Origin of the sequence: Olleya sediminilitoris (assembly GCF_016785945.1) — a bacterium.
Taxonomy (GTDB): domain Bacteria; phylum Bacteroidota; class Bacteroidia; order Flavobacteriales; family Flavobacteriaceae; genus Olleya; species Olleya sediminilitoris.
In genome coordinates this window covers 68,001-87,201 of record NZ_JAEMEF010000001.1, presented here as the reverse complement: position 1 = coordinate 87,201, position 19,201 = coordinate 68,001, and the positions used below count along the sequence as shown (strand labels likewise).

The following is a 19,201-nucleotide window of genomic DNA, read 5'->3' as shown; positions in this document are numbered from 1 at the left end:
ATGGCAACAGATATAAACGAAAGATATTCTGATAAAGAATTAGCAGAATTTAAAACGCTAATTCAAGATAAAATTGAAAAAGCTAAGCACGATTTAGAGTTAATTAAAAGTGCCTATGTTAACGACCATAATAATGGTACAGATGATACATCGCCAACGTTTAAAGCGTTTGATGAAGGTAGTGAGACCATGAGTAAAGAGTCAAACTCAGCTTTAGCAATCAGACAAGAAAAGTTTATACGTGATTTAAAAAATGCCTTAATTAGAATTGAAAACAAAACCTACGGTATTTGTCGTGTAACAGGTAAACTTATAAACCCAAAACGTTTAGAGTTAGTACCACATGCAACGTTAAGTATAGAAGCCAAAAACATGCAAAAATAAGGTTGCATAACAGTCATAATAATGCTTTATAATAAGGCAATCACTAAACAAAACGCTTCAAATTAATTTGAAGCGTTTTGTGTTTATAATAAATACAAGATTTTTTTGAAACTTAAAATAACACTATCACTTTTATTGTTTACTAGTTTTTTATATGCTCAAATAAGCAAAGAAAAAACATGGGAAGCTACAGCAGTTAAAACGGTGAATATTTCTGCTGAAGGTGTATTTAAAATTAATGTCAAAAATAGTTCTTCTAAAACCTTAAGCTTAAAAGCTAGAATAGAAGGTGAAAACGCACAGCATTTAGTGATTTTGGACAGTATTTCATCTGAAACTTTGTTTATAAATTCAGCTTATCAACCATTGTTTAAAAATAATAACGATAAGTTAAGTGCGCATAAAGTTTTGTCTGTTGAGTATGATCTTTCAGTGCCAAAACATATGATTTTGGATATTAAAAGTGATATAGCATCTGTACATGTTGTAGGAGAATACAATTATGTGTTTGTAGAGTCTAATCAAGGTGAATGCAGTCTAAAACAATTTTTAGGTAATGCAACTATTAATACTATTGACGGTAATATTACAGTTCAGACCAATAATGCAGAGGTTACAGCGTTTAGTAAAACTGGAGTTGTGCAATTAAATCAATTTAAATACGAAAAGTTTAATATTAACTGCCATTCTATTAATGGAAACATCCATGTCTCTAAAACCAAAAATTAAGTCTATTTTTGTCATGTTAACTAGCTAACTTTTACAACACTTAATTAGTTTAAGTGTCCTATTATTTATGAATTTAAAAAAAGCCTCTCTTTTAATTATTTCAATTTTGCTTATTGATCAGATAAGTAAAATATACGTTAAGACTCACTTTGTTTTAGGTGAAGATTATACAGTGTTTAACTGGTTTAAAATATATTTTATTGAAAATAGTGGTATGGCTTGGGGTACTAAACTTAGCGATATTCTTCCTTTTATTTCAGATCGTACAGCTAAATTATGTTTGACAGTTTTTAGGGTGTTTGCTATAGTTGGTATTGGTTATTGGTTGGTTAACACAATTAAAAAAGAACAATCAAAAACGTTAGTTTTAGCCCTTGTATTTATTTTTTCAGGTGCCTTAGGTAATATATTAGATTCTATATTTTATGGAGTTTTATTTGATGATAGTTTGTCTCAAGTCGCTAGTTTTTTACCACCTGAAGGTTATGACAGTCTACTGCATGGTAAAGTTGTAGATATGTTATATCTGCCTTTATGGAAAGGTTACCTTCCAGAATGGATACCAGTAATTGGAGGAGATTACTTTACGTTTTTTGAACCTGTTTTTAATATCGCAGATGTAGCTATAAGTATAGGTTTTGGGATATTAATATTTTTTAATGGTAAGGCGTTTCCTAAAAAAGAAGACGCTTAAAATGTATAAACCTGTTTTGGTGTGACACACATATCTAATGGGATGTCGCCTTCAAAAGCATCTTCAATGGTTGTTTCTGCTTCAAAAAAAGACAAACCTATTTTTAAGGTTTCCGGTTTGCATTTAGCTAGAAAATTATCGTAAAATCCTTTTCCGTATCCAACTCGATTTCCTTTTAAATCAAATGCTAACAACGGAATAAAAACAACTTCAATTTTAGAATCTGCAATTTCAATTCCATCGACTGGTTCGGGTATGTTATAAGCGTTAAGTTTAAGTGTTGTGTTATCTGTTAATAAAAAATTATCCAGAGTATTAGTTTTAAAATCACTTTTAGAAATGACAATATTTTTATCTTTTCCAGATAAGATGTTTAGTATAAAATCGGTGTTAATTTCCTGCTGTGTTTCAATGGTTAAAAACAAGTGGTAAAAACTATGATTCCAAATGGGTAAGCCTATTAATTGGTTAGCAATAGCCATGCTAAAATCATCAATTTGATCTGTAGTTAATTGGCTTCTTAAAGCTTTATAATGTGGTCTTAATTTAGCTTTTTTCATTGTTATTTATGTTAAAACTTCTGTAGACACATGAAACAAAGCATCACCTTGATATACAATTGGAGCTTGATTGATGTTAATGACATAACCAGCATGTTTTGATTTGACAAAATGATTAAACTTACCATAAGGATCTGTAATATTGCCAATATCGTCACCAACATTAACTTCTACACCTAATTTAACTGTTGCTTTAAACATTCCAGAATGTTTAGCTCTAAGCCAAGAACTATCAGTAATTTTTACACATTCTTTTTTAGGTTCTGACACTTTAAATTGACGACGCAACATACCAAAGTGGTTTAGTATGCGTTTTGCGCCATTAACACCTGTGTTAGTTACAGTATTATCTAGATAAAACGATTTTCCACCTTCATAAAGTAAAATAGGTTTGCCTAATTTATTGCAGGCATTTCTAAAAGATTTATTTAGATTTTTCGAGTACAATATAAATGGTGCTCCAAAAATTTCAGCCATTACATCATCATCTTCGTTGCCTTGTTCAATTCGTATTTGTGGTGCATTAAAACGTAAAGCTCCACCAGTATGAAAATCTACTATAAAATCTACATGAGGTATAACTTCATTAATTAATTCGTAAGCAACACGACTAGCTAAAGATCCATTTTTATGTCCTGGAAACACACGATTTAAATCGCGTCCATCAGGAAAAGCACGTTCCATGTTTATAAAACCAAATATATTTAGAACTGGTATGCAAATAGTGGTTCCAATTTTGGGTTTATTAATGCCTTTAGATATTAATTGACGGACAATTTCTGTTCCGTTAATTTCATCACCATGGATACCAGCAGTAAACAATACTGTAGGTCCTGGTTTTTTTGAGCGTTCAATAATTATAGGTACATCTACAGGTGTCCTTGTATGTAATTTGGCAACGTTAAAACTAACTTCTGCACTTTGTCCAGGTTTGATAGTTTCACCTAAAATTTCTAAAACGTCGTTATTATTCATACTTAATACTTGTAATTTCTTTCTATATAAGTCATAATGCTTTTGGCAATGTTTTTTCCGGTAGCATTCTCAATACCTTCTAATCCAGGACTAGAGTTTACTTCTAATAATAAAGGACCTCTTTCAGATTGTAACATATCCACACCGCAAACAGGAAGTTTTAAGGCTTTTGAAGCTTTTTGAGCAACTAACAATTCTGCTTCACTTAATTTAATAATTTCAGCATTTCCACCACGATGTAAATTGGATCTAAATTCGCCTTCTTTACCTTGACGTTTCATTGCGCCAACAACGTTTCCGTCAACAACTAAAGCACGTAAATCTGCACCTTTAGCTTCGGCAATAAATTCTTGAACAATTACTCTAGCCTCAAGACCATTAAAGGCTTCTAAAACAGATTCGGCAGCATTTTTAGATTCTGCTAAAACAACACCTAGACCTTGTGTTCCTTCAAGTAATTTTATAATAACAGGTACACCTCCAACATGTTCAATAACTTCCTCAACATCTCTAGAATAATTAGTAAATACCGTTTTTGGCATTCCTATTCCGGCTTTACTAAGACGTTGCAAGCTTTTTAGTTTGTCTCTTGATCGTAAAATAGCGTCAGAAGATGCAGTGGTAAAGACATTCATCATTTCAAATTGTCTAACAACAGCACAGCCATAAAATGTAACTGAAGCTCCAATACGTGGTATAATGGCATCAACGTAATCTAAATATCGATCTTTGTAGTAAATAGAAGGTTTTTCTTTTTCAATAATAATATCACATTTTAAAGGATCTATTATTTCAATTTTATGACCTCTTTTTTCGCCTTCTTCTACTAAGCGATCTGTAGAGTATAAATTAGCATTTCTGGATAAAATTACAATGTTCATTGTTAGTTATTATGGTTAAAGGATTGGTTTAGTATGTCTACATCGACTAGAAATTTACGTTTTAAAAATTGTCTTCCAATTAAAACCGGAAATCTCATATCGTCTCTTGTGCTTAAAGTTAAGTTAATCTTGAATGTTTTACCAAAAAATACAACATCAGTTTTTATTTTGTATCGGTTTTCTACAAAACCATTGCTACTTTTTACATCTGTAAAAGTATAGTCCTTAAAAACTTTGGTTTTGCTATTAAAATTTGGGTGGCCTTTACTGTAAAAAGTACAGTGCAAACCATCGTCTTTTACAGCTACTTTTGAGCAGTGTATGGCAGAGGTGTACGCACCAGTGTCTATTTTACAATCTACTTCAAATAAATCTAAGTTTGGGAAGTCGATTTTGTCCGTTCTACCTAGTGTTTTTTTAGTCATTTTTTAGGTTTAAAAAGAGATGCAAGGTAATGAATAAGTCAATATTATAATTTTATTTTTAGGTTAAAATTTATGGTAAAAAGGGATAGTTGTTTTTAAATAATTACCTTTGGTTAACTTTAAATTACAATAGATTTTTAATGTTATAATGAGCCAAACACCACTTGATATACAACTAAAAACTTTACCAGATTCTCCTGGTGTTTATCAATACTTTGATGCTGAAGGCACTATAATATACGTAGGAAAAGCTAAAAACCTAAAAAAACGTGTAAGTTCTTATTTTACTAAAAATCATGATAACGGAAAAACTAGAGTCTTAGTAAAGCGCATTGCTAGTATGAAGCACATTGTTGTCAAGACAGAAACAGATGCTTTACTGCTAGAAAACAACCTGATAAAAAAACACAAGCCTAGATATAATGTCTTATTAAAAGATGATAAAAGTTACCCATGGATTTGTATTAAAAAAGAACGTTTTCCAAGAGTCTTCCAAACTAGAAAATACATAAAAGATGGAAGCGAATATTTTGGACCATATACTAGTGTAAAAACTGTTTATACTTTATTGGATTTAATACGTGGTTTATACCAGCTTAGAACCTGTAATTTTGACTTATCACAAAGCAAAATAGAATCAGGTAAATATAAGGTTTGTTTAGAGTATCATTTAGGAAACTGTAAAGGTCCATGTGAAGATTACCAAACAGAAGCATCTTATGACGAAAACATTAAAGCTATTAGAGAACTATTAAAAGGAAACTTTAAAGACTCTTTAGGGCAATTTAGGTTGCAAATGAAACAGTTTGCTGAAAATTTAGAATTTGAGGAAGCACAGCGAATAAAAGAAAAAATTGAAGTTTTAGAGAACTATCAAGCAAAATCTACCATAGTTAATCCTAAAATTAGTAATGTAGATGTGTTTTCTATTGTCAGTGATGCTGGTCATGGATACATTAATTTTTTGCAACTTTCTTATGGCTCTATAATAAGATCTCATACTCTAGAAATTAAAAAGAAGTTAGATGAAACAGACAAAGAGCTTCTAGAATTAGCGATAATAGAAATAAGAGCGCGATTTAACTCTAACTCAAAAGAAATATTTGTGCCTTTTAAAGTTAATATTGGAGAAGATATTAAAGTTACAGTCCCTCAGTTAGGAGATAAAAAGCATATTTTAGATTTATCCATAAGAAACGCTAAATATTACAGACTCGAGCGTTTTAAACAAGTAAAAATAACAGATCCAGATAGACATGCCAATCGTATAATGGCACAAATGAAACAAGATTTACGTTTAAGTGAAGAGCCTAGACATATTGAGTGTTTTGATAATTCAAACATTCAAGGTACAAATCCAGTTGCAGCTTGTGTTGTGTTTAAAAACGGTAAGCCAAGTAAAAAAGACTATCGTCATTTTAATATAAAAACAGTTGAAGGTCCAGATGATTTTGCATCTATGGAAGAAGTTGTTTTTAGACGTTATAAAAGATTACTTGAAGAAAACCAACCCTTACCACAATTAATCATTATTGATGGAGGTAAAGGACAGTTGTCCTCTGCTTTAAAAAGTTTAGACGCATTAGATTTAAGAGGTAAAATAGCCATTATAGGTATTGCTAAAAGATTAGAAGAATTGTTTTACCCAGAGGATCCAATTCCTTTATATTTAGATAAAAAATCCGAGACTCTTAAAATCGTTCAGCAATTACGTAATGAAGCCCATAGATTTGGTATAGAGCATCATCGTAACAGGCGAAGTAAACAAGCATTAAATACAGAAATGGAAACTATTCCTGGTATTGGAGAAAAAACAATAGTACAATTATTAAAAGTATTTAAATCCGCAAAACGTATTTCAAATGCTAAAATTGACGAATTAGAAGATGTTGTTGGTGTATCCAAAGCCTCTAAAATTTATAATTATTATCATAAAGAATGAAACAATACCTAATAATTATTGTAATCTGTTTGACTGTATTTAACACAATTAATGCACAGCAAAAAATGGACAGTATACCAGTAAACCCTAAAGTAGGATTGGTATTAAGTGGTGGTGGAGCTAAAGGTTTTGCTCACATAGGTGTGCTAAAAGTTATAGATAGTTTAGATATAAAAGTAGATTATGTTGCAGGTACAAGTATGGGAGCAATCATAGGGTCTTTATATGCTTCGGGCTATTCAGGAAAGCAATTAGATTCGATTTTTAAAACAGTTAATTTTGACGATCTTATTAGCGATAATATACCAAGATCAGCTAAATCAACTTATGAAAGAGAAATTTCAGAGCGCTATGCAATAACGCTCCCTTTTGATCATTTAAAAGTAAAACTTCCATCTGCATTGTCTAAAGGTCAAAACATATTTAACTTATTAACTAAGTTAATGCTGCATGTTAGTGACCAAAATGATTTTTCTAAATTACCTATCCCTTTTTTCTGTATTGCAACAAACGTAGAAACAGGTCAACAAGTAATTTTAGACGAAGGTAATTTACCACAAGCAGTTAGGGCAAGCGGAACCTTTCCTTCGTTGTTTAAGCCAGTAGAAATTGACGAGGATTTATTAATAGATGGAGGAGTAGTAAATAATTATCCATTAAAAGAATTAAAAGAAAAAGGCGTAGATGTAATTATTGGTGTAGATGTCCAAGATGGATTAGCTAATCGTACAGATCTGTCTTCGGCACCTCAAATTTTATTTCAAATAAATAATTTTAGAACCATCAATGATATGAAAAAAAAGTCTAAAAAGACTGATATTTATATCAAACCAGATATCACTAAATTTACAGTTGTATCCTTTGATGATGGTCGTCAAATTATAGAAAATGGTCTTAAAGCAGCAATGCAGAATATTGAAGACTTAAAGCAATTACAATCTAAGCAACATACTAAGCCATCTAAAAAACATGTAGCAAACACACCAGATAGTTTACAAATAAATTATATAGAAACACATGGTATGGAAAGGTACACAAGATCCTATATTTTAGGTAAGCTTAAAATCAGACCATACAGTAAAATAGCATATAAAGATTTATTTGAAGGCACAAATAATATTGTTGGTACTAATAATTTTGACAGCTTTTTTTACGAGCTTAAACCAGAACAAGGCAATGCTTATAAGTTAGTCACAAAAGTTACCGAAACTAAAAAAACAACATTTTTAAAGCTAGGATTGCATTATGATGATCTATACAAAAGTGCCATTTTAGCAAACATCACAAAAAACAGATTTTTACTAAAAAACGATGTCGCTTCCTTAGATTTAATTATTGGTGACCATGTAAGATATAATTTTGATTATTTTATCGATAAAGGTATTTATTGGAGTGTCGGTTTAAAATCAAGGTATAACGAGTTTAATCAAGGTGTTGTTGCAGACGCTTTTTTAACACCTACTGAAAGTTTATCGTCAGGATTAAACAAAATAGATGCTGAGCTCTCAGATTTTAACACCCAATTTTATGTACAAACCCTGTTTCGTAATGACTTAGCATTATCATTAGGTGTTGAGCATAAAAAGTTAAAAGTAACAACAGAAACCATTCTATCCTCAGATAATCAAACCGAAACCGTTTTTGAAAACAGTAATTACGTCAGTCTGTTCGGAGCCTTAAAGTTTGATACCTATGACAGTAAGTACTTTCCAACCAACGGGATGTTTTTCTCTGCAGAAGGAAACTATTATCTGTATTCAACAGATTTTTCAAGCTCATTCTCTCCTTTTACAATCCTAAAGGCAGAGCTAGGTTACGCTTTCAAAGCAACAGATAAATTGTCTCTAAATATTACCACAGACGGAGGGTTTAAAATAAACCCAAAAGCCAACCAATTTTTAGATTTTGTTTTAGGAGGATACGGAAATAATTTTATCAATAATTTTAAACCATTTTATGGCTATGATTTTTTAAGTATATCAGCAGATTCATATTTAAAATCAAGGATAGATTTAGATTATCATTTCCTGCCAAAAAACCATTTGATATTTTCGGCAAATTTTGCAAACGTTGAAGATAGGATGTTTGATTCAACAGATTGGTTTTCGTTACCAGATTATTCAGGATTTGCTTTAGGTTATTCATTAGAGTCTTTTCTTGGTCCAATCGAGGCTAAATACTCATACTCACCAGATACCAAACAAAGTTATTGGTTTTTTAATTTAGGGTATTGGTTTTAATTGGGCGTTTTACCTGTAATACTTTTAGGGTATTACAGGTAATCAGGTTATCCATTATATCTTTTTTTGCCTTATATGGAAGCAAAAAAAGGATGCCATTACTACCCTTAACGCAGGGCAAGACGAATGGACTAGTAAACAAAGTTAAAACCTTTTCTATACTCGTAAAAATTTACGATATTTGTTAGATTATGAAGACAATTTGGAGCGATTTATTATCTCATTTAAAATTCTTGATTAAGCGTAATCCAGAATGATCCATCTTCCTTGTTAAGCATTTAGTAAAGCGTCACAAAATTCTTAGACGTTATTTTTTCAATTTAAAAATTCAAAAAAATGCCATTTTATCATAAACTAGGAAACATTCCACCAAAAAGACACACACAATTCAGAAAACCAGACGGTTCCCTGTATGCAGAGCAGTTATTTGGTACCATAGGTTTTGACGGTATGTCTACAAACTCATATCATGAGCATAGACCAACACAAGTTAAAGCTATAAAAAAACAATACAGTGTAGCACCAAAAATTGCTAAAAAAAACCATATACAATCCTATCGCTTAAAAGGGTTTCAAGTAAAACCAGAAAACGATTATTTAGAGTCGCGTAAAACTGTATTAATAAATAGCGATTGTAGTATTATTTTGGCAGCACCAAAACAATCAACAAAAGATTATTTTTATAAAAACACAGATGCAGACGAGCTTATTTTTGTTCATAAAGGGACAGGTAAGTTACGTACACATTTAGGTAATTTAGACTTCAAATATGGAGACTATTTATTAGTCCCAAGAGGTGTGATTTATAAAATGGATTTTGACACAGAAGACAATAGGTTATTTATTGTCGAGTCTAAAAGACCAATTTACACACCAAAGCGTTACCGCAATTGGTTTGGTCAATTGCTAGAGCACTCTCCATTTTGCGAGCGTGATTTAAGACAACCACAAGAGCTAGAGACACACAATCAAAAAGGAGACTTTTTAATAAAAGTCAAAAAGCAAGACGATATTTTTGAAATGGTGTATGCAACACATCCTTTTGATGTAGTTGGTTATGATGGGTATAATTATCCTTATGCATTTTCAATACATGATTTTGAGCCCATAACAGGTCGTATTCACCAACCACCACCAGTGCATCAAACTTTTGAAACAGATGCCTTTGTTGTATGTAGTTTTGTACCAAGGTTATATGACTATCATCCAGACAGTATTCCTGCGCCTTACAATCACAGCAATATAGATAGTGATGAGGTGTTATATTATGTAGACGGAGATTTTATGTCACGTAACGATATTGATGCAGGTCACATATCCTTGCATCCTGCAGGAATACCTCATGGTCCACATCCAGGAGCAACAGAGCGTAGTATAGGTAAAGTTAAAACAAACGAGTTAGCAGTAATGGTTGATACGTTTAAACCATTAATGGTTACTGAGGAGGCTTTGAAAATTGCAGATGAAGATTACTTTAAATCTTGGTTAGAGTAAGGCTTTTATTTCCACGAAAGTGATAAACTATTTATTATTAAAAACAAAATTAACCACAACAGTGGTTGTCAAAATATATACTTATTATGAGTAAAAAAGAAATTGAATCAGTAAACTACGGTTTAGAAAAAATATTTGAAGGTGCACAAGATTTTTTACCACTTTTAGGGACCGATTATGTCGAGTTTTATGTTGGTAATGCAAAACAAGCAGCTCACTTTTATAAAACAGCTTTTGGGTTTCAGTCACATGCCTACAAAGGTCTTGAAACAGGATCTACAGATCAGGTAAGCTATGTCTTAACTCAGGATAAAATTAAGTTAATGCTTACAACGCCTTTAAATAGTAAGTCACCAATAAACGACCATATTGTAAAACATGGTGATGGTGTCAAAGTTGTAGCGTTATGGGTTGAAGATGCAAGAAAAGCATATGAAGAAACAACCTCAAGAGGAGCAAAATCTTATATGGAACCAACTGTAGAGTCTGACGAGCATGGTGAGGTTGTAAGAGCAGGAATCTATACTTATGGAGAAACGGTACACATGTTTGTAGAGCGTAAAAATTATAAAGGTGCTTTTTTACCAGGATTTCAAAAATGGGAATCAGATTATAATCCACCAACTGCAGGTTTAAAATACATTGATCATATGGTTGGTAACGTTGGCTGGAACCAAATGGATGTTTGGGTAAAATGGTACGAAGATGTTATGGGATTTGAAAACTTTTTGTCATTTGACGATAAGCAAATACATACTGAATATTCAGCTTTAATGAGTAAAGTAATGTCCAACGGAAACGGACGAATTAAATTTCCAATTAATGAACCAGCTGAAGGTAAAAAACGTTCTCAAATTGAAGAGTATTTAGATTTTTATGAAGGTGCAGGAGTACAGCACATTGCTGTTGCTACAGATGATATCTTAAAAACAGTGTCTCAATTAAGAGCAAACGGAGTTGAATTTTTATCTACACCTCCAGACGAGTATTATACGTCTGTACCTGGTAGGCTAGAAGAGTTTAGTCATGAGTTAAAAGAAGATATCGAAAAACTGAAAAGTTTAGGTATTATGATTGATGCTGATGAAGAAGGATATTTACTTCAAATTTTTACAAAACCAGTTGAAGATAGACCAACTTTATTTTTTGAGATAATACAACGTATGGGAGCACGTGGTTTTGGTGCAGGTAACTTTAAAGCATTGTTTGAATCTATTGAAAGAGAACAAGCTAAAAGAGGTACGCTTTAAGGAATTCATAATTTAATAACAAAAAAATGCCATCAAATATTAAGATGGCATTTTTTTGTTTTATATTTTTGGAATAGTAATTGTAATCTAAGTTTTAAACAATCCATAGCTGTTTGCAAATAGCTATATAATTACATGAGTTATGAAAAAACAAATACTAATAATATTAGCATTATTTACAGCAAGTGTCTCTTTTGCGGTTCAACAAGAACCTGCTTTTAAAACTGGCGAATGGTTTAAGTTTAAAATGAGTTACAGTGGGTTTTTAAAAGCTGGTAATGCAACATTGCAGGTGAAAGAAACGACTTTAAATGGTAAGCCGGTATTTCATGTAGTTGGAAAAGGCTGGACAACAGGTATGATAAAATGGTTTTTTAAAGTAGAAGATCGTTATGAAAGTTATTTTGACAAACAAACCATATTACCTTATAAATTTATAAGAAAAATTAACGAAGGTGGTCATAAAAAGAATATCGAAATTGATTTTAATCAATCTAATAAAACAGCTTTAGTGTATAACAAAAAGCATGATACTAAAAAGACTCTAACAACAAAAGATAAGGTACAAGACATGGTGTCTACTTTTTATTATCTTAGAAATAAGTTAGACACAAGAACATTAAGTAAAGGTGATGAGATTAAATTAGATATGTTTTTTGATGAAGAAAACTATGGGTTTAAACTTAAATACCTTGGAAAAGAAAATCTAGAGACTAATTTCGGAACCGTTGAAACTTTGATGTTTAGACCATACGTAATGGCAGGTCGTGTATTTAAAGAAGAAGAAAGTTTAACCCTTTGGGTGTCTAATGACAAAAATAAAATACCTTTACGTATAAAAGCAGATTTAGCAGTTGGGTCTTTAAGAGCAGATCTAGAGGCATACAAGGGTTTAAAGCATAGCTTTAAAATTATAGTAGATTAATTACATAATGAGTATAGATAAGAATATAACAGACCAATTGACAGATAAATACAATGCATTAGACCAAAATGTAAATACACATTTAGATGGTTTGTTGCATAGTAAACCCATTGATTATTGGGATTATATTCAGACGGATGCACTTTTAAATTTACAAGTACAGCGTACAACTTTACCAGATGAGATGGTGTTTTTAATGTACCATCAAGTCAATGAGTTGTTGTTTAAAATGATTTTATGGGAAATAGATCAAGTTGCTAAACAAGATAATATTTCAGCATCTTTTTTTGAAACTAAAATCATGAGAATTAGTCGTTATTTTGATGTGTTAACCTCTTCATTTACTGTCATGAAAGACGGAATGGATGTAGAGCAATACAATAAATTTAGAAGTACATTGACTCCAGCAAGTGGGTTTCAGTCGGCTCAATACAGAAAAATTGAATTTGCCTCAACCGAATTAATCAATTTAATAGACAATAGATTTAGAGATACTATTGATAGAAATACGTCTTTTGAACACGCTTTTGAACATTTATATTGGCAAGCTGCAGGTAAAGACTACAAAACCGGTAAAAAAAGCTATACATTAACAGTTTTTGAGGACAAATACAAAGACGAATTTATTAGATTTGCAGAATTCTATAACACACATAATTTGTGGACTATTTTTAAAGGATTGCCACAAGAGGTTAGAGAAGATCAAGATTTAATTAAAGCAATGCGTCATTACGATTACACAGTAAATATTACTTGGGTAATGGCTCATTATAACACAGCAAATCATTACCTAAATATAGGTGGTAAAACTGCAGAAGCAACAGGAGGAAGCGAATGGGTAAAATATATGCATCCAAAATATCAAAGACGAATATTTTTTCCAGACTTATGGAGCAAACAAGAACTGCAAGATTGGGGCAAAAATGTATAATACTTCTTGTACTAACATTAGTAATATATAGTTGTAAAGAAGATAAAGTAAAACCAGTTGAAACAGTATTAGTTGAAGAGCCAGAAGAAGTTTATGAATTTGGTTTCAAACTAGAAGACTACGTTGTTAAACGTGATACTATTAAAAAAGGAGATAGTTTTGGAGAGATTCTTCAACGTAATCAAATAGATTACTCTAAAATTTTCCAAATAGCAGAGCAAACAAAAGATAGTTTTGATATTAGACGTCTACAAGTAGGTAAACCTTATACGTTATTGTGTTCTAATGACTCGCTACAAGAACCTAAATGTTTTATTTACCAGCCTACAAAAACAGATTATGTAGTAATAAACTTTCAAGATTCAATACATGCTTACTCAAGCACTAAGCCAATTAAATTTGTAGAAAAGGAAGTCTCAGGAGTAATTGAATCTAATATTTCTGAAGCTTTAGCAAAACAAGGTAAAAGTGTGTTGTTAGCTTATAAAATGTCCGACATATATGCGTGGACTATTGATTTTTTTAGGCTTCAAAAAAATGATAAATTCAAACTTATTTATACCGAAAAGTATATTGATGACAGTATATATGCAGGAATAGATAATATTAAGGCTGCCTACTTCCAACATAATGGAGAGCCATTTTATGCTTTCGAGTTTGAAACAGATACCGTAAAAGGACTAAAAGATTACTTCTCTGAAGACGCCAAAAATTTACGTCGTGCTTTTTTAAAAGCACCAGTAGAGTATAAGCGAATTTCTTCTAGATACAATTTAAATCGTAGGATTGCTTTATACGGTAATCGTGTACGTCCACACAGAGGGACAGATTTTGCTGCAAATGTAGGGACACCAATTAGGGCTACTGCAAATGGTACTGTAGTACAATCTCGTTACAGTAAATCTGCAGGTAATTTTGTAGCAGTTAAGCATAATAGTACTTACACAACTAAGTATTTTCATATGCAAAAAAGAAATGCTAAAGTTGGTGATTTTGTAAAACAAGGTGATGTAATTGGTTATGTTGGTATGACTGGTAATACGTCTGGTCCACATGTGTGTTATCGTTTTTGGAAAAACGGAAAAGAGGTTGATCCCTTTAAGCAAAAACTACCAGAGGCTGAGCCTATTTCAGACAGTTTAAAAACAGAGTACATAAAATTTATAGAACCACTTAAAATTCAATTAGACGGAATAGATTTTGTTTCTCCAATTGAAGAAGAGCAAATTTTAGATATACAAACCAGTACCGAAAATTTAATTACATATACTAACCATGACACTACCATCAATCAACCCAACAAGCACTAAAGCTTGGCAAAAATTAAAAGATCATTTTGAAGCTTCAAAAGATTTAAAAATGAAAGAGTTATTTGCTCAAAATAAAGACAGAGCAAATCAAATGACTATTAATTGGGAAGATTTTTATGTAGATTATTCTAAAAACAGAATAACTTCAGAAACGATTACACTTCTTTTAGAATTAGCTGAAGAAACTAAACTAAAAGACGCTATACAAGCACAGTTTTCAGGAGAAGTAATCAATAAAACAGAAGGTAGAGAGGTGTTGCATACAGCTTTACGTGCTAAAGCAACAGATACCGTTTTAGTAAATGGGAAAAATGTAATACCAGAAATTTTTGAAGTAAAAGAGAAAATTGAAACCTTTTCAAATCAAATTATTTCAGGTCAACTTAAAGGTTTTACAGGTAAAGTATTTACAGATATAGTTAATATAGGTATTGGTGGTAGCGATTTAGGACCAGCTATGGTAGTAGACTCATTACAATATTATAAAAATCACTTAACAACACATTTTGTTAGTAATGTAGATGGTGATCATGTAAATGAAGTATTAAAAACACTAAACCCTGAAACGACATTATTTGTAATAGTTTCAAAAACCTTTACAACTCAAGAAACGTTATCTAATGCCAATACTATAAGAACATGGTTTTTAGAGCACGCTAAACAAGAAGATGTTGCAAAACATTTTGTTGCAGTATCCACTAATATTGAAAAAGTTAAAACGTTTGGTATTGATCAAGACAATATATTTCCAATGTGGAATTGGGTTGGTGGACGTTTTTCACTTTGGAGTGCAGTAGGATTAACCATAAGTTTATCTATAGGGTTCAAAAATTTTGATGCATTATTATCTGGAGCCAACGCAATGGATACGCATTTTAAAACAGAAGATTTTGATAAAAATATTCCAGTAATATTAGCGTTACTTAGTGTTTGGTACAATAATTTTTTTAAGGCCGAAAGCGAAGCTGTTATACCTTACACACAATACTTAACACAGTTTGCTACTTATTTACAACAAGGTATAATGGAAAGCAATGGAAAAAGTGTAGATCGTAATGGTACAAAAATAGACTATCAAACCGGAACTATTATTTGGGGAGAACCAGGGACAAACTCTCAACATGCTTTTTTTCAGTTAATCCACCAAGGGACTAAACTAATTCCTGCAGACTTTATTGGTTTTGCAAAATCGCTACATGGTAACCAAGACCACCAAGATAAGTTAATGTCTAACTTTTTTGCGCAAACTGAAGCTTTATTAAACGGTAAGACTCAAGATGAGGTTGAAGCTGAGTTTGAATCTCAAAATATTTCTTCAGAAAAAATAAAACAATTAACTCCTTTTAAAGTATTTGAAGGTAATAAACCTACAAATACAATTTTTATAGAACAACTAACACCAGAAAGTTTAGGAAAACTAATAGCTATGTACGAGCATAAAATATTTGTACAAGGTATTATTTGGAATATTTATAGCTACGATCAGTTTGGTGTTGAGCTTGGGAAGCAATTAGCTAATAAAATTTTAAAAGAGTTTAATAACCCTAGTTTTGATAATCATGACGTTTCCACCCTTAATTTGTTAGAATTATATAAAAAATTAAGGTAAAAATTAATAATCACGAATTTTCTTACCTTTTTTCGTGTTATAATTCAGTTTTGTTAAAATTACTGTTAATGTATTTGTTAACATTAAGTTAATATTGCAACTATATTTAGTCGTATTTTTGCAAAAGAATTTGAATAAACAAATCTTAAATTAACAAAATGAAAAACACAATTAAAGTTATGTTTTTTGCAGTAGCATTTATGTGTACTGCATTTACAATGGCCCAAAGTACTGTTACGGGAACAGTAATGGATGCTGAATTAAACTCTGCGTTACCTAGTGCAACAATTGTTGAGAAAGGAACGACAAATGGAACGACTACTGATTTTGATGGTACATTCTCACTTACTACTCAGTCAAGTTCAGGTGTACTTGAAATTTCATATGTAGGTTTTGGTAAAATTACTAAGTCTTTTAACGGAGATACTGATTTAGGTAATTTATCTTTATTTTCTGACAACTCTTTAGATGAGGTTGTAATTGTAGGAACTGGAGTAATTGACTTAGCAGCTGGTAGACAAACGCCAGTAGCTGTATCTACTATTAGAGGGAAAGACATTCAATTAAAAGCAGCTGGTAACGTTGAATTTGGTGAGTCTTTAAAAAACACACCATCTGTATACGTATCTAATCAAGCTGGAGGATTTGGTGATAGTCAAATATTTTTAAGAGGTTTTGATCAAGTAAATACAGGTTACTTATTAAATGGTCAACCAATTAATGGAATGGAAGACGGTAGAATGTACTGGTCAAATTGGTCTGGTATGAGTGATGTTGCAAATGCTGTTCAAATCCAACGTGGATTAGGAGCATCTAAACTAGCTATTTCTTCAGTTGGAGGTACAGTAAACATTGTATCAAAAACTACAGAAAATAAAGAAGGTGGTTTTATCCGTTTTTTAGGAGGTAATGATAGTTACGCTAAAGCAACAGCTTCTTATAGCTCAGGTTTAAAAGAAAGCGGATGGGCTTACACAATTTTAGTTGACCACTGGCAAGCACACAGAAAGTATTCTGCTGGTACTGCAGGTCAAGGACAAAATTATTTATTCTCTGTAGGATATAAGCCAAATGATGAGCACACTTTTAACTTCTTGTTAACTGGAGCTCCACAATGGCATGATCAAAATTTCTCTAGTGATTTAGAGGAGTATGAGGAGTTTGGTGAAAAATACAATCCAAATACAGGTTTCTTAGAAGGATCTCGTTATACTGAAAGAAGAAATTACTACCATAAACCAGTAGCAAACTTAAACTGGGATTATGAAATTAAGGAAGGAATGGAATTATCATCTGTATTATATGCATCATGGGGACGTGGTGGAGGAACAGGAGGTCTTGGTAGAGGAAGAGTAAGAAATGATTTGAATGGAGAAATTGATTTCGATCAAATTGTAGAAAACAATGTTGATACTGCTACTGATGGTGTAGGTAACTTTGGAGATTCTTACCTAAGAAGATCGTCTGTGAATAACCACAACTGGTATGGTCTACTTTCTAACTTAAATGTTGAAATGAATGACAATTGGTCATTTAACATTGGTGTTGATGGAAGAACTTATAAAGGAGAACACTTTAGACAAATAAATGACTATTTAGGTTTAACTGGTTATAATGATAACTTCCGTACTGATAGACCAGGTGATTACGTAATTACTGAGAGTTTTGAAGCTAACCCATGGTCAGCACTATTTGATTATGCAGATGATGATCAAAGATATGACAGAAACTACTCTGAGACTATTAACTATTTAGGAGGTTTTGGTCAAGTTGAATATAAAAACGATAGTTTTTCTGCGTTTTTTCAAGGAGCTTTATCGACTCAATCTTATCAAAGAGAAGGTAAGTTTGTAGGAACTGGAGATGGTTTAGGTAAATCAGAAAAAATAACTAAAACTGGATACAATTTAAAAGGAGGTTTAGCTTATAAAATTAACGAAGAGCATTCTATCTTTGGTAATGCAGGTTATTTTTCTCGTCAACCATTCTTAGATAATATTTTTACAAATATCTTATACTCTAATGAGATAGTATCCCCTGATGTCGAAAATGAAGAAATTACAGGTTTAGAAGCTGGTTATAGATTTAAAGCGGGTGAATGGAGAATTAATGTTGATGTTTACTCATCTAATTGGGGTAACAGATTTTTAACTTTTGGTGAAGAGTTACCAGGTGCTGATGGTCTATTAGATACTGCTGATGACGAGTTTGGTAGCTACAGGTTAACTGATGTTACACAAGTACACAATGGTGTAGAATTTGATTTTGAGTATAGACCTACAGCTTCTTCTCTAAGTTTTAGAGGATACGGTTCTGTTGGAAACTGGAAATATGATGGTGAAACACCATATACCTTACAAAATACTGATACTGGTGATTTTATAATAACTGATGGTGTAGTTGATTTAACTGATGTAAAGATTGGTAATGCACCTCAAACGTCTTTTGGAGTTGGATTTAGAGCTAACTTATTTGAAGGTTTATCTGTAGATATGGATTATAATATTTATACAGATTTATATGAGTTTGTTGACGTAGAAGATGTAGCAGCTACCGCATTAGCAGGTGGTAAATACGAATCTATTAGATTGCCAGCTTATACATTAGCTGATGCTGGATTAACTTATAAATTTGATTTAGGATCTAATAAAATGACCTTTAGAGCTAACGTTTATAATTTATTTAACGATGCGTATATTAACCAAAGAGATGCATTTGGATATTTCTTAGGTGTTGGAAGAACTTATAATGCTAGTTTACGTTATAATTTCTAAATCTAACTAATAATAAGATTTTAAAAGCCTCTTCAATTTGAAGAGGCTTTTTTTATGCAATTAATTATTACCTTTATC

At 31.7% G+C, this 19,201-nt stretch carries 16 protein-coding genes; 12 read left to right on the top strand and 4 right to left on the bottom strand.

Translation table 11 applies throughout. The annotated features are described in order from the left end of the window. The 3 genes from JAO71_RS00415 to JAO71_RS00405 all read left to right on the top strand — a co-directional run bounded on the left by JAO71_RS00415 (window position 1) and on the right by JAO71_RS00405 (window position 1,807). On the top strand, window positions 1–384 hold the full coding sequence (locus tag JAO71_RS00415) for a TraR/DksA family transcriptional regulator (protein WP_028291600.1): 384 nt from the start codon (window positions 1–3) through the stop codon (window positions 382–384). Window positions 385–489: 105 nt separating this feature from the next. After that, on the top strand, window positions 490–1,113 hold the full coding sequence (locus JAO71_RS00410) for a hypothetical protein (protein ID WP_116823620.1): 624 nt from the start codon (window positions 490–492) through the stop codon (window positions 1,111–1,113). 67 nt (window positions 1,114–1,180) lie between these two features. Then, window positions 1,181–1,807 carry a lipoprotein signal peptidase gene (locus JAO71_RS00405; protein ID WP_028607578.1) on the top strand — a complete coding sequence of 209 codons (627 nt, stop codon included), beginning with the start codon at window positions 1,181–1,183 and terminating at the stop codon, window positions 1,805–1,807. Here the strand turns inward: JAO71_RS00405 and JAO71_RS00400 are convergent. The 4 genes from JAO71_RS00400 to JAO71_RS00385 are packed head-to-tail and all read right to left on the bottom strand — an operon-like array spanning window position 1,804 to window position 4,648. Further along, the gene (locus tag JAO71_RS00400) at window positions 1,804–2,367 is read right to left on the bottom strand and encodes a 5-formyltetrahydrofolate cyclo-ligase (RefSeq protein WP_202998421.1); all 564 of its coding nucleotides are present in this window, start codon (window positions 2,365–2,367) and stop codon (window positions 1,804–1,806) included. The genes JAO71_RS00405 and JAO71_RS00400 overlap by 4 nt on opposite strands. Window positions 2,368–2,373: 6 nt before the next feature. Next, on the bottom strand, window positions 2,374–3,342 hold the full coding sequence (locus tag JAO71_RS00395; protein WP_028291604.1) for a succinylglutamate desuccinylase/aspartoacylase family protein: 969 nt from the start codon (window positions 3,340–3,342) through the stop codon (window positions 2,374–2,376). 2 nt (window positions 3,343–3,344) lie between these two features. Beyond that, window positions 3,345–4,223, bottom strand: coding sequence for a 30S ribosomal protein S6--L-glutamate ligase (gene rimK / locus JAO71_RS00390; RefSeq protein ID WP_028291605.1), 879 nt, complete (start codon window positions 4,221–4,223; stop codon window positions 3,345–3,347). Window positions 4,224–4,225: 2 nt separating this feature from the next. After that, entirely contained in the window at window positions 4,226–4,648 is a 423-nt protein-coding gene (locus JAO71_RS00385; protein ID WP_028291606.1) for an ATP-dependent zinc protease family protein, read from the bottom strand. A gap of 148 nt (window positions 4,649–4,796) precedes the next feature. On the opposite strand from JAO71_RS00385, the gene uvrC reads away from it, so the two are divergent. The 9 genes from uvrC (at window position 4,797) to JAO71_RS00340 (ending at window position 19,123) form a co-directional block, all read left to right on the top strand. Then, window positions 4,797–6,590, top strand: a complete 1,794-nt coding sequence (uvrC, locus tag JAO71_RS00380) for an excinuclease ABC subunit UvrC (RefSeq protein WP_202998420.1) — start codon at window positions 4,797–4,799, stop codon at window positions 6,588–6,590. Continuing rightward, window positions 6,587–8,830 carry a patatin-like phospholipase family protein gene (locus tag JAO71_RS00375; protein WP_116823616.1) on the top strand — a complete coding sequence of 748 codons (2,244 nt, stop codon included), beginning with the start codon at window positions 6,587–6,589 and terminating at the stop codon, window positions 8,828–8,830. Before uvrC ends, JAO71_RS00375 begins: the two co-directional genes overlap by 4 nt. A gap of 336 nt (window positions 8,831–9,166) precedes the next feature. After that, window positions 9,167–10,324: a homogentisate 1,2-dioxygenase gene (locus tag JAO71_RS00370; protein WP_202998419.1), complete on the top strand. Its 1,158-nt coding sequence runs from the start codon at window positions 9,167–9,169 to the stop codon at window positions 10,322–10,324. An 86-nt stretch (window positions 10,325–10,410) separates the two neighbouring features. After that, window positions 10,411–11,574 (top strand): 4-hydroxyphenylpyruvate dioxygenase, encoded by a 1,164-nt coding sequence (hppD, locus tag JAO71_RS00365; protein WP_028291610.1) that lies wholly within the window; start codon window positions 10,411–10,413, stop codon window positions 11,572–11,574. 142 nt (window positions 11,575–11,716) lie between these two features. Beyond that, the gene (locus JAO71_RS00360) at window positions 11,717–12,499 is read left to right on the top strand and encodes a DUF3108 domain-containing protein (protein WP_054852503.1); all 783 of its coding nucleotides are present in this window, start codon (window positions 11,717–11,719) and stop codon (window positions 12,497–12,499) included. A gap of 7 nt (window positions 12,500–12,506) precedes the next feature. Next, window positions 12,507–13,430 (top strand): tryptophan 2,3-dioxygenase family protein, encoded by a 924-nt coding sequence (locus tag JAO71_RS00355; protein ID WP_028607575.1) that lies wholly within the window; start codon window positions 12,507–12,509, stop codon window positions 13,428–13,430. Beyond that, on the top strand, window positions 13,388–14,740 hold the full coding sequence (locus JAO71_RS00350) for a peptidoglycan DD-metalloendopeptidase family protein (RefSeq protein WP_116823613.1): 1,353 nt from the start codon (window positions 13,388–13,390) through the stop codon (window positions 14,738–14,740). Before JAO71_RS00355 ends, JAO71_RS00350 begins: the two co-directional genes overlap by 43 nt. After that, entirely contained in the window at window positions 14,706–16,349 is a 1,644-nt protein-coding gene (gene pgi / locus JAO71_RS00345) for a glucose-6-phosphate isomerase (RefSeq protein WP_116823612.1), read from the top strand. Before JAO71_RS00350 ends, pgi begins: the two co-directional genes overlap by 35 nt. Window positions 16,350–16,507: 158 nt before the next feature. Further along, a complete protein-coding gene (locus JAO71_RS00340; protein ID WP_116823611.1) occupies window positions 16,508–19,123 on the top strand; it encodes a TonB-dependent receptor in 2,616 nt (871 codons plus the stop codon). Window positions 19,124–19,201: the final 78 nt, after the last annotated feature.

Coding starts and splice junctions, on each gene's coding strand:
- hppD (WP_028291610.1), top strand. CDS start 10,411: ATGAGTAAAAAAGAAATTGAATCAGTAAACTACGGTTTAGAAAAAATA.
- JAO71_RS00340 (WP_116823611.1), top strand. CDS start 16,508: ATGAAAAACACAATTAAAGTTATGTTTTTTGCAGTAGCATTTATGTGT.
- JAO71_RS00355 (WP_028607575.1), top strand. CDS start 12,507: ATGAGTATAGATAAGAATATAACAGACCAATTGACAGATAAATACAAT.
- JAO71_RS00385 (WP_028291606.1), bottom strand. CDS start 4,648: ATGACTAAAAAAACACTAGGTAGAACGGACAAAATCGACTTCCCAAAC.
- JAO71_RS00395 (WP_028291604.1), bottom strand. CDS start 3,342: ATGAATAATAACGACGTTTTAGAAATTTTAGGTGAAACTATCAAACCT.
- JAO71_RS00350 (WP_116823613.1), top strand. CDS start 13,388: ATGGAGCAAACAAGAACTGCAAGATTGGGGCAAAAATGTATAATACTT.
- JAO71_RS00400 (WP_202998421.1), bottom strand. CDS start 2,367: ATGAAAAAAGCTAAATTAAGACCACATTATAAAGCTTTAAGAAGCCAA.
- pgi (WP_116823612.1), top strand. CDS start 14,706: ATGACACTACCATCAATCAACCCAACAAGCACTAAAGCTTGGCAAAAA.
- rimK (WP_028291605.1), bottom strand. CDS start 4,223: ATGAACATTGTAATTTTATCCAGAAATGCTAATTTATACTCTACAGAT.
- JAO71_RS00415 (WP_028291600.1), top strand. CDS start 1: ATGGCAACAGATATAAACGAAAGATATTCTGATAAAGAATTAGCAGAA.
- JAO71_RS00375 (WP_116823616.1), top strand. CDS start 6,587: ATGAAACAATACCTAATAATTATTGTAATCTGTTTGACTGTATTTAAC.
- JAO71_RS00360 (WP_054852503.1), top strand. CDS start 11,717: ATGAAAAAACAAATACTAATAATATTAGCATTATTTACAGCAAGTGTC.
- JAO71_RS00405 (WP_028607578.1), top strand. CDS start 1,181: ATGAATTTAAAAAAAGCCTCTCTTTTAATTATTTCAATTTTGCTTATT.
- JAO71_RS00370 (WP_202998419.1), top strand. CDS start 9,167: ATGCCATTTTATCATAAACTAGGAAACATTCCACCAAAAAGACACACA.
- uvrC (WP_202998420.1), top strand. CDS start 4,797: ATGAGCCAAACACCACTTGATATACAACTAAAAACTTTACCAGATTCT.